The sequence below is a fragment of the Bacillus sp. LK2 genome, assembly GCF_001043575.1.
Lineage (GTDB): Bacteria > Bacillota > Bacilli > Bacillales > Bacillaceae_G > Bacillus_A > Bacillus_A paramycoides.
Window position 1 is genome coordinate 212195 of the sequence record NZ_LDUK01000001.1, and the last position, 16755, is coordinate 228949.

Consider the following 16755-nt stretch of genomic DNA (forward strand, 5'->3'; position numbering starts at 1 on the left):
GCCCATTTCTAACGAAATTCTCTATTCATCAATATTTACAAGATGATTCCCATCAAAGAAGTATAAACACTTTTCTTTCACAGGATGTTTCAAGCTTTTCTCTAACGCTTTTGCATATAGTGAAAGCTGCACTTTGTATCGGTCTTCTAAGATTGGTTTCGCTTGATCAAATCCGCCTGGGAACTTTCCTTCAATCGTATCTGTTTTAAAGTCGATTAAAGTAATTCCATCTTCTTCTTCAATCATGCAGTCGATAACCCCTTGGACGAGTATTGTTTCTTCGCTCTTGCCTTGCCAATCTTGATACGCCTCTTCTGCTGAAAGCATCATCGTAAATGGTACTTCACGTTCAACACTTTTTGCTGCTAATACCCTTTTACCAAGATTGCTCTCAAAGAATGAAAGCACTTTTTCGATTGCTATTTCTTCAGCTTGTTCGAATGTTAATAGTTCTTTATTTACCATTCCTGCAATTTGTTCCTGAAGAACTTCAATCGTAATCGGTTTCTTCAAATCTACGTGTTGCATAACGGCATGGACTGCTGTTCCTCGCTCGGCATACGTTAATCCTTTTTTCTCCATAAAGCGTGGACGTGTTTTAATTGGTGCACGAAGTTTTTTAATAAAGGCGTTATCGCTGCCTTCTTCAGACTGATAATTTCTCTTTATTTCTGTTACAGATTGTTTCGCACGGTGAGATGTTGCATCCTCATGTCCGTACTCCCACATTAATCTGTCGTACACTTCTTCTTTCCGTTCACTTTCTAACGGAACAGCCTTTTTCTCACGAAGTGCTTCTAACAATTCTTGTTTCTCTTCTTGAACTGGTTCTGGTGCAAGTAAATCTTTTCCTTCAATAAATTCTACTTTCCAGCTAGTATCATATTCATAAATTTCAGCCGGAATATTTCCTTGCCCTAACTCAAGAAGCATCTCACTATCACGGTGCCTGTATAGTGAAGGGGCAATCCAATCTAAATAACATGACGCTCCAGCACGTATGTGGTCTGGTAATAACCATTCTCCATGTTCCCGTGCATCAAGCCATTTTTCCATTTCTTTATTGGCATCTTTAACCGTTCCAATTAAAATTAGCTTCTCTTTCGCACGGGTTAAAGCTACGTATAGTACGCGCATTTCTTCCGCAATTAATTCCATTTTCATTTTACGCTTAATTGCAAGTTGCGATAATGTCGTATATTTAATTCGTTTACGAGGATCGATAAATTGTGAACCGAAACCGAAATCTTTATGAAGTAAGAAGCGCTTCATTAAGTCTTGTGTATTAAAACGACGACCGAGTCCAGCTACAAATACGACTGGGAACTCTAGCCCTTTACTTTTATGAATCGTCATAATTCGTACAACATCTTCTTGTTCACCGAGAGCTCTCGCCGTTCCCATATCATCACCACGTTCTAAAATACGCTCTATAAAACGTAAGAAACGGAATAATCCTCTAAACGATGTTGCTTCATATTGTCTTGCGCGGTCATATAATACTCGCAAGTTCGCCTGTCGTTGCTTTCCAGCTGGTAAGCCTCCAACGAAATCATAATAACCTGTCTCACCGTACACTTTCCAAATTAAATCGGAAAGAGATTGTTGGCGTGCAAATTCACGCCATCCTTGCAGTAAATTATAGAACCATTCTAATTTATCATGTAGTTCTTTCTCTTCTTCAAGTGGTGCTCCTTTTAAGAATGAACTCATCACTTCATAAAACGAGCCTTTCTTTCCATGAGCACGAAGCGTCGCAAGTTCTTCATCATTTAGTCCAACAATTGGCGAACGAAGTACAGCTGCAAGTGGAATATCTTGCATCGGATTATCAATAACGCGGAATACGTTCATCATAATATTTACTTCTGTCGCTTCAAAGTAACCAGTCGCAAGGTCAGCATATACCGGAATTCCTTGTAACTTTAACTCTTCCATGATTTGCGGGGCCCATGGCATTGAGCGAAGTAAAATAACGAAATCACGGTATTGTACTGGGCGCATACTATTATTTTTACGATCATACACTTCATAACCTGAATCGACCATCGCTTTAATACGCTGCGCAATAAGACGAGCTTCAAGCTGCGCTTTTTCTACTTCTGCACCTTCTTCTCCATCTATTACTTCTTCTTCCGTTTGCTGGATGCATAATAGTTCAGCCGCTACATCCTCACCTTCTGGATAGCTAGCACCTAGCTTTAATTCAGCATCAGCGTCGTAATCGATTTCCCCAACTTCTTCGCTCATAATTTGTTTGAAGATAAAGTTCGTACCAGCTAACACTTCATGACGACTACGGAAGTTTTTCGCTAAATCAATCTTCATTCCGCCGTCTAATCCTTCTGATGTAAAACGTTTATATTTCCCTAAGAATAGGCCTGGCTCTGCTAGTCGGAAACGATAGATTGACTGTTTTACGTCACCAACCATAAATAAGTTTCCTTCACTCTCAGAATCTTTCGTTACGAATTTAATAATCGATTCTTGCACAAAGTTCGTATCTTGATATTCATCGACTAATACTTCAGCAAATTTATTACGATATTGAAGCGCTACTGCTGATGGACGCATTTCACCATCTTCATTTTGCTCACTTAAAATTTGTAAACAGAAATGCTCTAAATCTGTGAAATCGACCATTCCTTTATCTCGTTTTATCGCTTGGAAACGACCTGTAAATACTTTTACGAGCTGAACAAGCTTTTCTAATACAGGATGCATATCTTGAAAATCTCGTAAGAAACTTTCTGGTCTGCGGCTAAATAGTTCTTCTTGTAATTTCTTCACTTCATCTTTCGCTTTATTACGAAGAGAATCTACTTGTTTTACAACATCTTCATTATAATCACTTTTCTTAATACGCTTTAACGTTTGCCACGATACATTTTGCATCGCTTCATAAACGCTTGTCCACGACTCGCGAGCTGCGCCTGATAACGTTCCAAGTAAAGCTAAATCTACTTGTAAAGTTTCAGTACGAGGTGCTGGACCGTCAGGAAGCATTGCTAGTTCAGTTGCTTTACGAATATGCTCTTCCGCCGTTTCAAGCTGGAATTTCACATCTTCTAATAAGTAAGAAGCATACACTAAATCTTCAATCGTCTTTCCTTCAACATCGTATGCTTCTACTAATTTATCAAGCCACTTCTCTGGGTTTGGATGCGCTCTTGATTCTGTATGAAGTGCTAAAATCATTCGTTGTAAGTCATCGTCACTACGGTCGCTCGTATAACGATCAACGAGTTCAAAGAAGATATGATTATCTTCGATTCCATACTCTTCTTCTAATATGTCATCTAGCACTTCTTCTTTTAATAACTCATTTTCTGTTTGATTCGCAATACGAAAACGAGGATCGACATCAAGCATGTAATAATATCCTCTAATGACTTGTAAACAAAAGGAGTGAATTGTCGAAATGGAAGCTTTATTTAATAAGCTAAGCTGTTTTCTTATGTGCTGTGAGCTTGGCTCATCAATCAATACTTTTTCTAACGCTTCCCCAACTCGGTTTTTCATTTCTTGCGCTGCTGCATTCGTAAACGTTACAACAAGCAGGCGGTCGACATCTACCGGATTTTCTTCGTTAATAATCTTTTTAATAATACGTTCAACTAATACCGCTGTTTTCCCTGATCCAGCTGCTGCTGCAACTAAAATATCACGTCCATTCGCTACAACCGCTTTCCACTGGTCATCTGTCCATTGACTACCCTCTGGTTTTTTAGGCCAATTTTCTATCATTCTTCGCCGACCTCCTCTCTTATTTTCTCCATCGCTTCGCTATCTTTCATATCTTTTAACGTACGGAATTGATTATCTTCAAGTGATTCATCAAATTGACAAACAGACTTGAAGTTACAGAATGTACATGCCGCTTTATTCCCCATTTTGTACGGAGCAATATCAATAACACCTTCTGTAATGTCCTTACCGATATTTTCAAACGTATGGTGTACATATTTTTGAAGTACGTTAAACTCTTGCTCACTTGCAATGCTAGAACGCGCACTAAAACTACCGTCTTTTTTCAGACCAGCAGAAATAATATCAGAGCTTCCTGTTGAAAGTTTATTATCCATTAAACGAACAACGTCAGCATCTCCTAGTACAAGTCCTTTCATTTTAAATTTCTTTAAAATTTCTTTTTCAATTTCTTCTTCAGATGCATCGCCTTTCATCTCAACGATCGGGTTATGAATATGGAAATACAATACGCCCGCAGGTGATGCAGTACCACCCTTTTTCATCCACGTATGTGCATTTGAAGTAACAACATCCAAATACGTTAACATTTGAAGTGCTAATCCGTAATACACTTCTGTTAAGTCTAACGCCTTTGAACTTGATTTATAGTCAATAATACGAAGGAACGTACCACTCTCATCTTCCGCCTTATCAACACGGTCAATACGGCCAACTACTTCCATCTTCACACCATTTGGCAATGCAAATTCCATTGGCGGAAGTGATCCAGTACCACCCATACCGAATGGAACTTCTAAATCAACTGGTACAAATCCACTCGACTTCGCATGTTCACGAAGAATAAGTGACGTACGGAAAATGATTTGTTGTAGTTTTTGTTTTAAATAAAAATGACGATTCGAACTTAATAAAATTTGTCTTTGTAATAACGGTGCAATTTCTTCTATTACTAAAGCAGAAAGGTGCTCGCACTCTTTTATTGATAAATCCGCCCAAGTACGATTTTCACGTAATAGCTTGTCTGCAATTCTCTTCAGCGCCGCATGGAATAGTTCACCAATATCTGGTGCATCAAGTTTGAAAATATCACGCTCTCTTAGCGATAAACCGTGCTGTGCGAAATGAGCGTACGCACAACGATTAAATAGCTCCATACGAGAGACGCTTCCCTTAATTGTATCTCCATATAAATCTCTACTTACATCTGTACTCAATTTCTGTGCACGATTTCGATAGAATAAGCTTGATAACACACGGCTACTTTTTTGCTTCCATTCATCTGAAGTAACGTAGAAGTTATATACGTCCCACCAAAAATCTAAATTGCCTTCAAATCCGTAGCGCTTCCACGTTTGCAGTTGCTGCATTACGTAAGACAACGTTACTTCTGGCGTGGCTACGTATGAGATTTGTTCCGAACGTGATAAGTCATTTACATCATTTGTTATAAACGCTTCTTTCACATCAGGGAATATTCTTTTTATTTTCTTAATAAAGCTAGAAGCAAGTAACGTCTTGCCTTCTTCATCTGCAAGCGGACAAGATATATATAATTTCTCAGACGCTCTCGTCACCATTTGGTACATAACGAACTGTTCTTCTAATAATGTTTGTCTCGTTGTCGGTGCTAATTCGATACCCGCAGCGGTAAGAACATCTCTTTCTTCATCAGAAAGCATACCTTCATCCATAGGTGCTGCTGGAATCACTCCTTCATTTACGCCAATAACGAATGTCGCTTTAACATTTGATAATCTAGAACGATCAATATTAGCAATTAACACTTGGTCTAGTGACGGTGGAATGTTCGCAAATTGAAGCGCCTCAAGACCTGTCGTCATGACATCAGTAAACATAGAAAGGGACATCTTCTCCTCGCCAAGCATCTCAACGAACGTATCAAGAAGACTCATCACCTCTTCCCACACTTGCTCGTGGTCTGTCGCAAATAAGAAATCTCCGCTTTCTTCTGCACGAATACGTAACTCTTCTAACTTTTTCGGAACTTCAAGCTCCTCTAAAAATAAGTATACTGCTTCGCACATTTGCATAACTGTTCCAGCACGCTTCAGTCTTTTTTGCATACGAATAACTGGCGTTCTTACAATGTCACGAAGGCGATTAATTTTCTCTTCCATTTCACGTTCACTATCTGTTATCATTCCGCTTGCATCATCAAGTGAACGATAACGTCGATACATCCATGGATCTTCAGAAGTCCATCTCTTTCCTTGTATACCGTACGCTAAACAGTAGTTTTCAAATTCATCCATCTCTTCACGCATCGCTTCTTTTCTTACGTCTAATGGATATAAAAGCTCTGTTTTTATGCAGCGAAACACCGCATCATAGCGCCAATTCCCGCTAATGATCTCTAAAGCAGAACGAATGCATTCTACTAGCGGATGATGTGACATCGGGCGTTTTTCATCAATGAAATGCGGGATATTATAATCCATAAATAAAGTTCGCATTACATCGTAATAACTTTCTCCGTTACGAAGAAGTACTGCGATATCTCGGTAACGATAATCTTCATCCGCCACAAGTCTTCGAATTTCACGAGCTACGCCTTCTACTTCAGCTCGTAAATTAGCCGCTGTACTAATCGTTACACTCGCCTCTCCGTGAAACTTTTCATTTGGACGCGCTTCATAATGAGTTTCTAAATGCGCTAATGCTGGCGAATGAAAACGCTGCTTTTCCATAAGTGGAACCGTTTTTTCAATTTCCATTTTCTCTTCACGCGCTACTTGTTTTATTTTTTCATACGTTAACATCGTTTCATAAAATAAATCCAGTTCATTCACTGGCTGTGCTAGCGTTTTTTCATCCAGCGTTAATGTTATTGTTACTCTAGTTCCTAATCTCATTAACCCTCTAACAATTTCTAGCTCTTGAGGAGAAAATGAATGGAATCCATCTATATAAATTTCCGCGTCTTTTACATACTCAGAGTCTGGAAGCTTCTCAACTAATAATTGTAAGTAGTCTTCTGAATCTAAATATCTTCCAATTAAAGCACGTTCAAAGTCATCATATAACAACTGTAAATCATACACTTTATTCGCGAGCAACTTTTGCTCTGCACTACTGCTGTGCGCATCTAATTGTTGCCACATTTCATATACGTTAGACGGCGTCACATTATAACGTTTAAACTCCGCAATCATACTACCAAGGTGTTCAAAGAAACCGTTTTGCTCTGCTGCTTTTTGAAACACAGATAGTCCATCTTTACGGGATTCTACAATTTTACGAAGTAACATATGCACACCAGCTTCATCAATATGAAGACGACTTGCTCCGCCCACTTCTTGTAGCACCTTCCACGCTAATCGCGAAAAACTAAAAACTTGTGCCCGAATCGAACCTCTTACATCCTCGCTCCCAATTAACGCCTGCTGCGTTTGGAATGTCATCTGTTCTGGCACAAGATATAATATTGTTTTCCCTCGTGGACGCTGTTTTAACTCTTCTTGCACTTCACGTAAACAAAGTGCACTTTTTCCACTTCCAGCTCTACCAATCACAAATCGAAGTGACATGTAACCACACCTTTCACTTACATAACGAACGTTAGTTTGCTACTATAATTGTATTATAGGACACGAAAAAAGACAAACCGAGTTGTTTGCCTTTTTTTATACTTCTACTTAGTATATCAACCTTTTGAAAAATTCGTTTGCACCTCTTGAATTGGCCAATATCGTAAATCAACTTTACCGACAACTGTATCAGCTTTCACAAAACCAAAATACCTACTATCCCAGCTACCAAGACGATTATCACCGATTACAAAAATATATCCGGGTGGCACAAATTTTTCATTCGTTAATTCTTCTAATTTAAAATCACCTGTTAGTTGTCGCCCATTCACTTGCTTTTTATATGTCTCTAAATAAGGTTCATCCACAAATTGTCCGTTTATATATAATTTATCATGCTTATATTCAATATGATCACCAGGCAAACCGATAATTCGCTTTACATAGTCCTCTTTTTTATTCGCATGAAAAACGACAACATCAAATCGATTCAAGTCCCCTACTTGATAACTCACCTTATTCACAACGAGCATATTGCCATCTTGCAATGTCGGCATCATAGACTTCCCCTCTACAACGTACGTTGAAAAGAAAAACGTTCGAAAAAATACAGCTAATAGTACACCTATTAAGATTGTTCTCATCCACTCTAGGCCTTCTTTTTTCAAAGTTTTCTTCATTCGCTTCTCCCCTCGCCCTTTAATAATGAAGCTTGCCTTTACAAGAAGACTATTCTTAATGTAGTTCTAATTTCACTTCAATTTTTTTACCGACATACCATAAAATAAAAATAACAATCCCAACGATAATTGATTTCACCGGATTATGAATAAACGAAGTTAAATCATGACCGATATAAGTTAAAATAAAGATCATAACAAGCTTTCCAAATGCTAATGCTAGTCCAAATTGTTTCACACTAATACGTGATAAACCAGCTACAACATTAATAAGCGCAGACGGTGTAAATGGAAAACAAAATATGACGAAAACTGGTGCGAACCCTTTCCTTTCAATCCACCCCATTGCTTTTCGTACTCTCTCATGTTTATTTACAAAAGAGAAAAAACGACTTCTTCCAAAGCGGCGGATAATGAAAAATACAAGTAACGCTCCTATTACTGATCCAAGCCATGAATAAAGAAATCCATACCAAAAGCCAAATGCAACAGCATTCGCCAACACAAACACAATGAGTGGCAATGCTGGAATGAGCGCCTCTATCATCGGTAAACCAATACCAAGAAGTGGTCCGAACGCTTTATAACTTTCAACAATATGATCCATATTTTCTGGTGAAAAATACTCTTTGATTGTCTGAAAATCCATTCTACACTTTACCCCTTTACTCTAATTACTCCCTCTACTGTATCATTGCTTATAGGAAAGAGGAAATGGTAGATATGACATGTGAAGATGTAATTATTAAGGTTCCATATCTTTCGTTAGAATTCCTTCTTTATTAAACTATAATAATCTTTCAATATTCGACAGGATATGAAGATAATTTAGACACCACGCACAGATTATGAAAAAGAAGAATATATAGAAAGTGATAATCCGTATGTTCCAAAAAAATAACCTTACTACGCGTAAGGTTATTTCTACTGGCTAGTTCTTACAAAAAAAATTTTTAGCAAGCGTATACTATCAATCACGATAAGTATTAATAAATATAAGAAAGATAGTATTAATACTGTACTCTGAATAGGTAACATTCGAAATTTATAAGGAGAGAACTATCATGTATGCCTGGAATATAAAATGATATGCAATCACACTACATTAATTATATATAGGAAAATAACCTTTATATTGTAATTTTACACCATTTAAAATTATTAGAGAACTAATAATTCGGTAATTAAATGGAATATATAAGGAAATCAAAAAAGGATGAGTCCCCCCATCCCTTTCCTTTTACACCTCCTCTTCCCTAACAAAATACACTTTCTCATAAGCTGGCCTTAATGTTGATTCATCCCTTTTATCAATCTCTTTAAAGCAAGGATTTCCTTGTTTTTTCTTACGATCTTCATACTCTGTTCGCAATTTCGCTGTACGATTTTGCTGATTTTCAAAACTACTTTTTGATATTTCTAATTTCACAGCAAAACCATTAATAAATCTAATAATTAGATTTCCATCCTTTAGCTCTTTATTACTTTCAATATGAAAATGAGACAACCACGCACACTCTTTTCTAGAATAAGAATACGTAGGGAAAAAATAAAGTTGATCTGTCGGGCTAATTGCGATAGGAGCTTTATGTGTAATACGAGTTAACTCCTTCGTTCCTTCTTTTCTACCAAAAAAACTAGAACCATGTTTCCGACAACTTCTTTCTATAATATCAAGTGGCTTTTGAAATACGAAAAAAGAATCTTCCATTTCAACAATTCGCGTAACAACCTTTTTTTCACTTAGAACAACAGGAAGTAAGGCCATCGTATTTTTGCTTACAACATAATTTTCGACATAACGCTCTACTTTACTTTCCATAGTCTACTGTCTCCTTTTTCATTTTCCATTTATAGTAGCAGCTGCATAAATAATTGTAGCATCTGTAAAAAGGAAATGGTTTACATTCTAAAATTCTTTACAAATACTTATAATTTATCAAACACACTATAAATTCATTAATAATAATATAAAGATAATAACGAAACAACCTATATAAAAAGAGGATTCTATATGTAAAAAAAAAGAATTCATGCCATTTGTATTATGCAATACATTCCTTTTTTCATATAATTACAGCAGTTCTTTTTGCTATAATTGAAGTATAAACTCGATATGTGGAGGTCTCTCATGGAAGAAAAGCATGATCATCCAACGATCCAAATGAAAAATAGCAGCATTGTTATCGTAAAAAATTCAGCTAGTATTATATTTGGTTTATTTTTTATATTGCTGCTCTTTGCGAAACCTTTTCTTAAATCTAAATGCCCTGAATGTAAGAAACGTGAAAAGAAAAGAGCTGTAAAAGAACACTAAAAGGCCTTCCTTTATGGAAAGCCTTTTTACATACCGATTACCATTTCCTTCACGCTTCTTCATCCTCAAAAAAACTATTATTTTTTCTTCTTCATATTCATATTTTCTTCCGAGATTCTCTGTGTCTCTTTCAACTTGTAATATGATTATATATTGTTCTTCATCTAAAAAATTAGAGTGTGGTTTCTTCAAATCAATTACCGTCACTTTATCCCCCTTCCTTTATTCACCAGAAGGTTCGTCTTTATTACCAATATAATAGTCACGTACATATATCTCAATAAAAAAAAGGATGGCATAAGCCATCCTTTTTTCCATCATAAACTATAAAATTATAGTTTGATTACGTTTTTAGCTTGAGGTCCACGGTTACCTTCTTCGATTTCGAAGCTAACTTTTTGACCTTCTTCTAAAGATTTGAAACCTTCAGTTTCGATTGCAGAGAAATGTACGAATACATCGTTTTCGCCTGGAACTTCGATGAAACCGAAGCCTTTTTCGTTGTTAAACCATTTTACTTGTCCTGTTACTGCCATGATTATTTCCTCCTAAGAAAATACAATTTTTTTAGTCTTCCTGTATAAAAAAAGAATCCACACATTATCAAACACGAAACATAAACTAGTTCTCACATACTTTTTCTCGTTCGTTTTCGGCACTTGATAATATATGGATTGCTTAATTTAACTATTCAACTGAAATTATCATAGCATACTTAAAATAAAATGTACAAGCTTTTTTGAAAATAAAATTTCAAAATTTTAGTATTTCTTATAAAATAGAACCATGCCAATTTCAATATGGAGGAATACATGACATACAAAGTTCCTGAAAAAACATTAAAGAAAATCGAAAACGATATTGAAAATAAAAATCTAGGAAAAGCAAGAGATCGATTACACGGATTAATCGCTACTTATCCTAATGAGTTAGGTTTTCGAAAAAGACTCGGGGATATTTACTATACATTGCAATACCCAGAAATGGCCGGACGATATTGGTATCTTGAAAAAGACAAAACCGATGTTATGCATGAAGCATGTCGACAATTTGAAAAATCGATGGGAAACGATCCTTATCATATTATACGTGCTTTAAAATTCAAAGGAGAACATGACATTATTACAGGATTATACACCGAACATCCCTTACAACCATTGCAGAAAAAAGTGGTAGAAGAACTAATTGATGATTATGAAGAAACATGGAAAGACAAACTATTTGAATGGGGCTGTCTAGCATTATTCGCATTCCTTCTTTTTTCTGCTATTACTGGCATATTCACTATATTAGATTGGATATTTTAAATAGAAATAGGTGCCTATAATCGGCACCTACTTCTATCTTTATTTCGTAAACTGTGCTTCTTCCGTAGATCCTTTTAGAGCTGTCGTTGATGAAGTACCGCCTGTAATGACTTGTGCTACTTCATCAAAGTAACCTGTTCCAACTTCGCGTTGATGGCGCGTTGCAGAGTAACCATGTTTTTCTGCTGCGAACTCTGCTTGCTGTAATTCAGAGTAGGCTGCCATACCACGCTCTTTATAACCGCGCGCTAATTCAAACATGCCGTAGTTTAATGCATGGAATCCAGCAAGCGTTACAAATTGGAATTTATAACCGTATGATGCGATTTCTTTTTGGAAGCTCGCGATTGTTTTTTCATCTAGTTTTTGTTTCCAGTTAAATGAAGGAGAACAGTTGTAAGCGAGTAGCTTCCCTGGATATTTCTTATGAATTGCGTCCGCAAATCGTTTTGCATCTTCTAAATTCGGCTCAGACGTTTCACACCAAACGAGATCTGCATACGGTGCATACGCTAAACCACGCGCGATTGCTTGATCAAGTCCTGCTTTCGTACGATAAAATCCTTCTGGTGTTCTTTCCCCTGTAATAAACTCTTGATCAACAGGATCGATATCGCTCGTAATTAAATCTGCCGCATCTGCATCTGTTCTTGCGACGATAATTGTCGGTACCCCCATTACATCCGCTGCAAGACGTGCCGAAATTAAATTCCGAACCGCCGTTTGCGTCGGTAATAGTACTTTACCGCCTAAATGTCCGCATTTTTTCTCTGAAGATAATTGGTCTTCAAAATGCACGCCTGATGCACCCGCTTCAATCATACCTTTCATTAACTCAAATACGTTTAATTGTCCGCCAAATCCCGCTTCTGCATCAGCCACAATTGGTACGAAATAATCTGTATCACCGCTTCCTTCCATATGTTGAATTTGATCAGCACGTTGAAGTGTTTGGTTAATTCGTTTTACAACAGCTGGTACACTGTTCGCTGGATATAAGCTTTGGTCTGGGTACATATGTCCAGAAAGGTTCGCATCTGCCGCTACTTGCCAACCGCTTAAATAAATTGCTTTCAATCCAGCCTTCACTTGTTGCATTGCTTGGTTTCCCGTTAATGCCCCAAGTGCATTAATATAATCTTCTGTATGAAGTGATTGCCAAAGCTTCTCTGCACCGCGGCATGCTAACGTATGTTCAATATCAATAGATCCGCGCAGACGAATTACATCTTCAGCTGAATACGGGCGCACGATCCCTTTCCAGCGCTCATCTAACTCCCAGCTTTCCTGTAATTTCTCGATTCTTTCGTTTTTCATATGTTCCATCCCCTTTTCTTTTTTTTATAAAATTTCATAACCCGGTAATGTTAAAAATGGTACGAACTCATCGTTACGAACAAGGTTTGTAAACAGCTTTGTAGCTTCTTCAAATCTCCCTTTCTTAAACGCTTCCTTACCAATCTCTCTTTCTATTTTCGCTAATTCTTCTTCTTTTAATTCTTCCATCAATTTAAAAGTAATATTACGGCCATCATTTAGCTTTCCACCCTCATGGCGAATCCACTGCCATACTTGTGCTCTTGAAATCTCCGCTGTTGCCGCATCTTCCATTAAGTTATAAATTGGAGCTGCTCCCCGTTCACTTAACCAAGATGCAATATATTGAATACCGACGCTAATATTCATGCGAAGGCCACCTTCTGTAATCGTTCCCACTGGCACTTCTAATAAATCCTTTTCTGTTATACGTATTTCTTCACGTTTTCTAAAAATTTGATTTGGCGTTTTCATAATGTAATTAAATACTTCCATCGCTACCGGTACAAGTCCCGGGTGGGCAACCCAAGTCCCATCATGACCATCTAAAGCTTCGCGCTCCTTATCAGCACGCACTTTTTCAAAAGCTGCTTCATTTGCCTCCGGATCATTTTTAATTGGGATTTGTGCTGCCATCCCTCCGATTGCTGGTGCATTACGACGATGACACGTTTGAATAACTTTCAAAGAATACGCGCGCATAAATGGCGCTGTCATCGTGACTTGCGCTCTATCCGGAAGTAAAAATTCATTATGATTACGGAAGCTTTTTAAGAAACTAAATATATAATCCCATCGTCCACAGTTTAAACCAGCAGAATGATCTCTTAGTTCATACAAAATTTCATCCATTTCAAATGAAGCGTGAATCGTTTCTATTAATACAGTCGCTTTAATCGTTCCATTCGGAATGCCGATATACTTTTGAGCAAATACGAAAACGTCATTCCATAATCTTGCCTCTAAGTAACTTTCCATTTTCGGTAAGTAAAAGTACGGGCCACTTCCTTTTGCTAAAAGCTCCTTCGCATTATGGAAAAAGTACAGACCAAAATCTACTAAACTGCCAGACATGTTCTTCCCGTCAACTTGCATATGTTTTTCCTCTAAATGCCACCCTCTCGGACGCACAATTAATACAGCTGTTTTACTATTTAAATGATATTCTTTTCCGTTTTCATTTTTATGTGAAATCGTTCCCTTTATAGCATCTCGTAAGTTAATTTGACCTTCGACAGCATTTCTCCAAGTCGGTGAATTCGAATCCTCAAAGTCTGCCATAAAAAGATGTGCTCCTGAATTCAAAGCGTTAATGACCATCTTTCTATCTACCGGTCCAGTAATCTCCACGCGACGATCCTCTAAATCTTTCGGAAGCTGGGCGATTGTCCAATCCCCTTCACGTATATGCTTTGTTTCTTCTAAAAACTTCGGAAACTCTCCTGCATCAATTCTTTTTTGTTTCTCCACACGTTTTTGCAAAAGTTCCGTGCGGCGTTCATTGAAATTTTCATGTAGTTCCTTTAAAAAACTAAGCGCCTCAGGTGTCAATATTTCGTTGTACGCTGGTAATATTTCTCCGACGAGTGTAACCCGTGAAGTTTGCGTCGACATATTAGCATCCCCTTCTTAAACTGTCTTATAACAGATTTGATTTTATGTTTTATATTATATAACAAATCTTCAGAAAAGGAAGTTTTTTTTGAAAATTTAACAGATTTTTTCCGAAATTGTATTTATCCATTATTATTTTAAGCAAAAAAAGAGCCGGTGTTGTATAACACCGGCTCTTTTCATAAATTATTGTTGCTGATCATTTAAAATTGCTTTGTATAGGAACTGTGCATATTGTTCACGTGTCACTTTCATACCTGGTGCAAAGTTACCTGAACCGTCACCTGCTGAAATACCATTTGAACCTACTGCATTAATTGCCTTAGCTGCCCAATGTCCTGCTGGTACATCTTTAAATCCTGGTGTACCTTTTACTTGTAATTCAAATGTTTCCGTTAAAATTTGTGCCATTTCTGCACGTGTTAACGTATCTTTTGGTCTGAAATTTCCACTATCATCGCCTTTAAAGATTTCTAGTTCTGTTAATGCTAAAATTTCAGTTGGGAACATTGTTGAGTTATCATCAACGATATCGTTATATGTACTTACAAACTCATGATCTTCATCAAAGTATTGGTCCCCATCAATCGTACGGTAAATTAACGCCGCTACTTGCTCACGTGTTACATTATCACCAAAACCAAACTTTCCATCTCCATAACCAGCAATGATTCCCCAATCTGCTAGATTTTGGATTGCTTCATAAGACCAATGCCCTTTCGGTACATCTTTAAATGTAACAGATGAAGCTTGTTGTTGTTTCACAGCTACTTCAGCATTTGCTGTAGTACCTTCTGCACTTAATCCAATTCCACCCATAATTGTTAAAGCTGTTGCTACTTTTAAAATCTTTTTCTTCACTGTATTCTCTCCCTAAAAAAAACATATTTTTTTCTAATATAAAGAATTCACGAAAAAGTAACAATACACTTATCTATATAATATTTGTCTAATCTGTGAACTATATTTCACATACTTCCCTTTAAACTTCATTAATAATAAAGTTACTAAACCGTATATTTTTCTTATGAAAAGTAACTTTATACGCCTTATTTTTAACCTTATTTTTCCATGAATCAAATTATAATCAATCGAATAAATATACAAATTAACGATTTAAAATAAGAAAAAAGCGCGGGATTTCCGCACTTTTTTCTAAAAAAATAGTATATCAATATAATTATAACGTTAATTTTTTAAAAGTTTCGCTTAATTTTCCTCATCTTAGTCATCCACCTTTTTCTTTTTTCACCTCTTTTTGATTGTATTGAAAACTCCAAAACCTTACAATATTATTCAATTATCAAAATAAATCATGCTTCTGAGTACACTTTCACTCTTTCATCCCTCGGCTTCCAGAAAGTAAGCGCCATTCCTACAAATATAAGAACAATCCCTACAATTTGCATACTAGTCGGTTTGAATCCAGTAAAGACGGTATCTAATAAAATTGCGACGCCAGGATCTAAAAATACTAATACAGAAATAAGTCTCGTCGGTAACTCTCTTAAACTGTCAAAAAATAAGTAATACACGAACCCTGTATGTATAAGTCCTGTTGCGAGAATCATTGTCCAGTTAGTTTGTGTTAGTCCTTGAAACGCCCCGAAATCTATAAATGGTAATAATAAAAATATGCCTAAAAATGTTTGTAAAAATGTCATCGCATATGCACTCGTATGCTTAATTCCTTTTCCTAGCAACGTTGTAAAAGCATAAAATAACGCCGCAAGAAGTGCCCACACCATTCCAGATGACATTAGCTTTTCTAACGATACATTCCCATCTACACCAGCTACTAACACTGTACCGATAAAACAAATAACGATCGACATAACCGCAAATACTGTTAGCCTCTCTTTAAATACGATACTGCCAATCATTAATACGATGATTGGGGCAAGATGATAGACAGAAATCGCAATTGTAATCGACATTACTTCAAATGCTTTAAATAAAAATACCCAGTTAAAAACGAGAAATACACCACAAGCTAATATTTGTATAATTTCTTTTTTGTTCCATTTCTCACTTTTATATTGCCCCGTTACGAACCAACATAATGTTAAAAATAAAGTCGCACAAATACAGCGAATAAACACTAATTCAAAGGAAGGTAAACCTGTTTGTACTGAAAAAAATCCAATCGATCCGAAAATAGACATCGAAAGGATCATTTTTATAGCCGGCATTGATTTTTTATTAAACAACCTTCTCCTCCTCCAATTGCTTTTTATAAACTAAAAATTCTAAAAACATTA

General features: G+C 36.7%; 12 protein-coding genes and 1 pseudogene. 2 read left to right on the forward strand and 11 right to left on the reverse strand.

Going from position 1 to position 16755, the window contains the following annotated elements:
- Window positions 1-21: 21 nt before the first annotated feature.
- The 6 genes and pseudogenes from addA to VK90_RS01135 all read right to left on the reverse strand — a co-directional run bounded on the left by addA (window position 22) and on the right by VK90_RS01135 (window position 9761).
- Window positions 22-3747, reverse strand: a complete 3726-nt coding sequence (gene addA, locus VK90_RS01115; protein ID WP_048369740.1) for a helicase-exonuclease AddAB subunit AddA — start codon at window positions 3745-3747, stop codon at window positions 22-24.
- Window positions 3744-7259 (reverse strand): helicase-exonuclease AddAB subunit AddB, encoded by a 3516-nt coding sequence (addB, locus tag VK90_RS01120; RefSeq protein WP_048369742.1) that lies wholly within the window; start codon window positions 7257-7259, stop codon window positions 3744-3746. The genes addA and addB overlap by 4 nt, the downstream gene beginning before the upstream one ends.
- A gap of 116 nt (window positions 7260-7375) precedes the next feature.
- Window positions 7376-7939 carry a signal peptidase I gene (lepB, locus tag VK90_RS01125; protein ID WP_048369744.1) on the reverse strand — a complete coding sequence of 188 codons (564 nt, stop codon included), beginning with the start codon at window positions 7937-7939 and terminating at the stop codon, window positions 7376-7378.
- A 55-nt stretch (window positions 7940-7994) separates the two neighbouring features.
- Entirely contained in the window at window positions 7995-8588 is a 594-nt protein-coding gene (locus VK90_RS01130; protein ID WP_048369746.1) for a TVP38/TMEM64 family protein, read from the reverse strand.
- 275 nt (window positions 8589-8863) lie between these two features.
- Window positions 8864-8989: pseudogene (locus VK90_RS31320) on the reverse strand (DUF4306 domain-containing protein); the annotation flags it as partial.
- A 190-nt stretch (window positions 8990-9179) separates the two neighbouring features.
- The gene (locus VK90_RS01135; protein WP_002170779.1) at window positions 9180-9761 is read right to left on the reverse strand and encodes a competence protein ComK; all 582 of its coding nucleotides are present in this window, start codon (window positions 9759-9761) and stop codon (window positions 9180-9182) included.
- A 309-nt stretch (window positions 9762-10070) separates the two neighbouring features.
- Here VK90_RS01135 and VK90_RS27460 point away from each other — a divergent pair, with 309 nt between their 5' ends.
- Entirely contained in the window at window positions 10071-10256 is a 186-nt protein-coding gene (locus tag VK90_RS27460; protein WP_053081311.1) for a hypothetical protein, read from the forward strand.
- Window positions 10257-10588: 332 nt separating this feature from the next.
- On the opposite strand, the gene cspA is transcribed toward VK90_RS27460, so the two are convergent.
- Entirely contained in the window at window positions 10589-10792 is a 204-nt protein-coding gene (gene cspA, locus VK90_RS01145; RefSeq protein ID WP_000301522.1) for an RNA chaperone/antiterminator CspA, read from the reverse strand.
- Window positions 10793-11068: 276 nt separating this feature from the next.
- Here cspA and VK90_RS01150 point away from each other — a divergent pair, with 276 nt between their 5' ends.
- Window positions 11069-11563 (forward strand): DUF6584 family protein, encoded by a 495-nt coding sequence (locus VK90_RS01150; protein ID WP_048369749.1) that lies wholly within the window; start codon window positions 11069-11071, stop codon window positions 11561-11563.
- Between the two features lie 39 nt (window positions 11564-11602).
- Here the strand turns inward: VK90_RS01150 and aceA are convergent, their stop codons facing one another.
- The 4 genes from aceA to VK90_RS01170 form a co-directional block, all read right to left on the reverse strand.
- Window positions 11603-12880 carry an isocitrate lyase gene (aceA, locus tag VK90_RS01155; protein WP_048369751.1) on the reverse strand — a complete coding sequence of 426 codons (1278 nt, stop codon included), beginning with the start codon at window positions 12878-12880 and terminating at the stop codon, window positions 11603-11605.
- A gap of 24 nt (window positions 12881-12904) precedes the next feature.
- Window positions 12905-14494 (reverse strand): malate synthase A, encoded by a 1590-nt coding sequence (aceB, locus tag VK90_RS01160; RefSeq protein WP_048369753.1) that lies wholly within the window; start codon window positions 14492-14494, stop codon window positions 12905-12907.
- A 186-nt stretch (window positions 14495-14680) separates the two neighbouring features.
- Entirely contained in the window at window positions 14681-15355 is a 675-nt protein-coding gene (locus VK90_RS01165) for an S-layer homology domain-containing protein (protein ID WP_048369755.1), read from the reverse strand.
- 452 nt (window positions 15356-15807) lie between these two features.
- Complete coding sequence (locus VK90_RS01170; protein WP_048369757.1) at window positions 15808-16704, reverse strand: DMT family transporter; 897 nt, start codon at window positions 16702-16704, stop codon at window positions 15808-15810.
- Window positions 16705-16755: the final 51 nt, after the last annotated feature.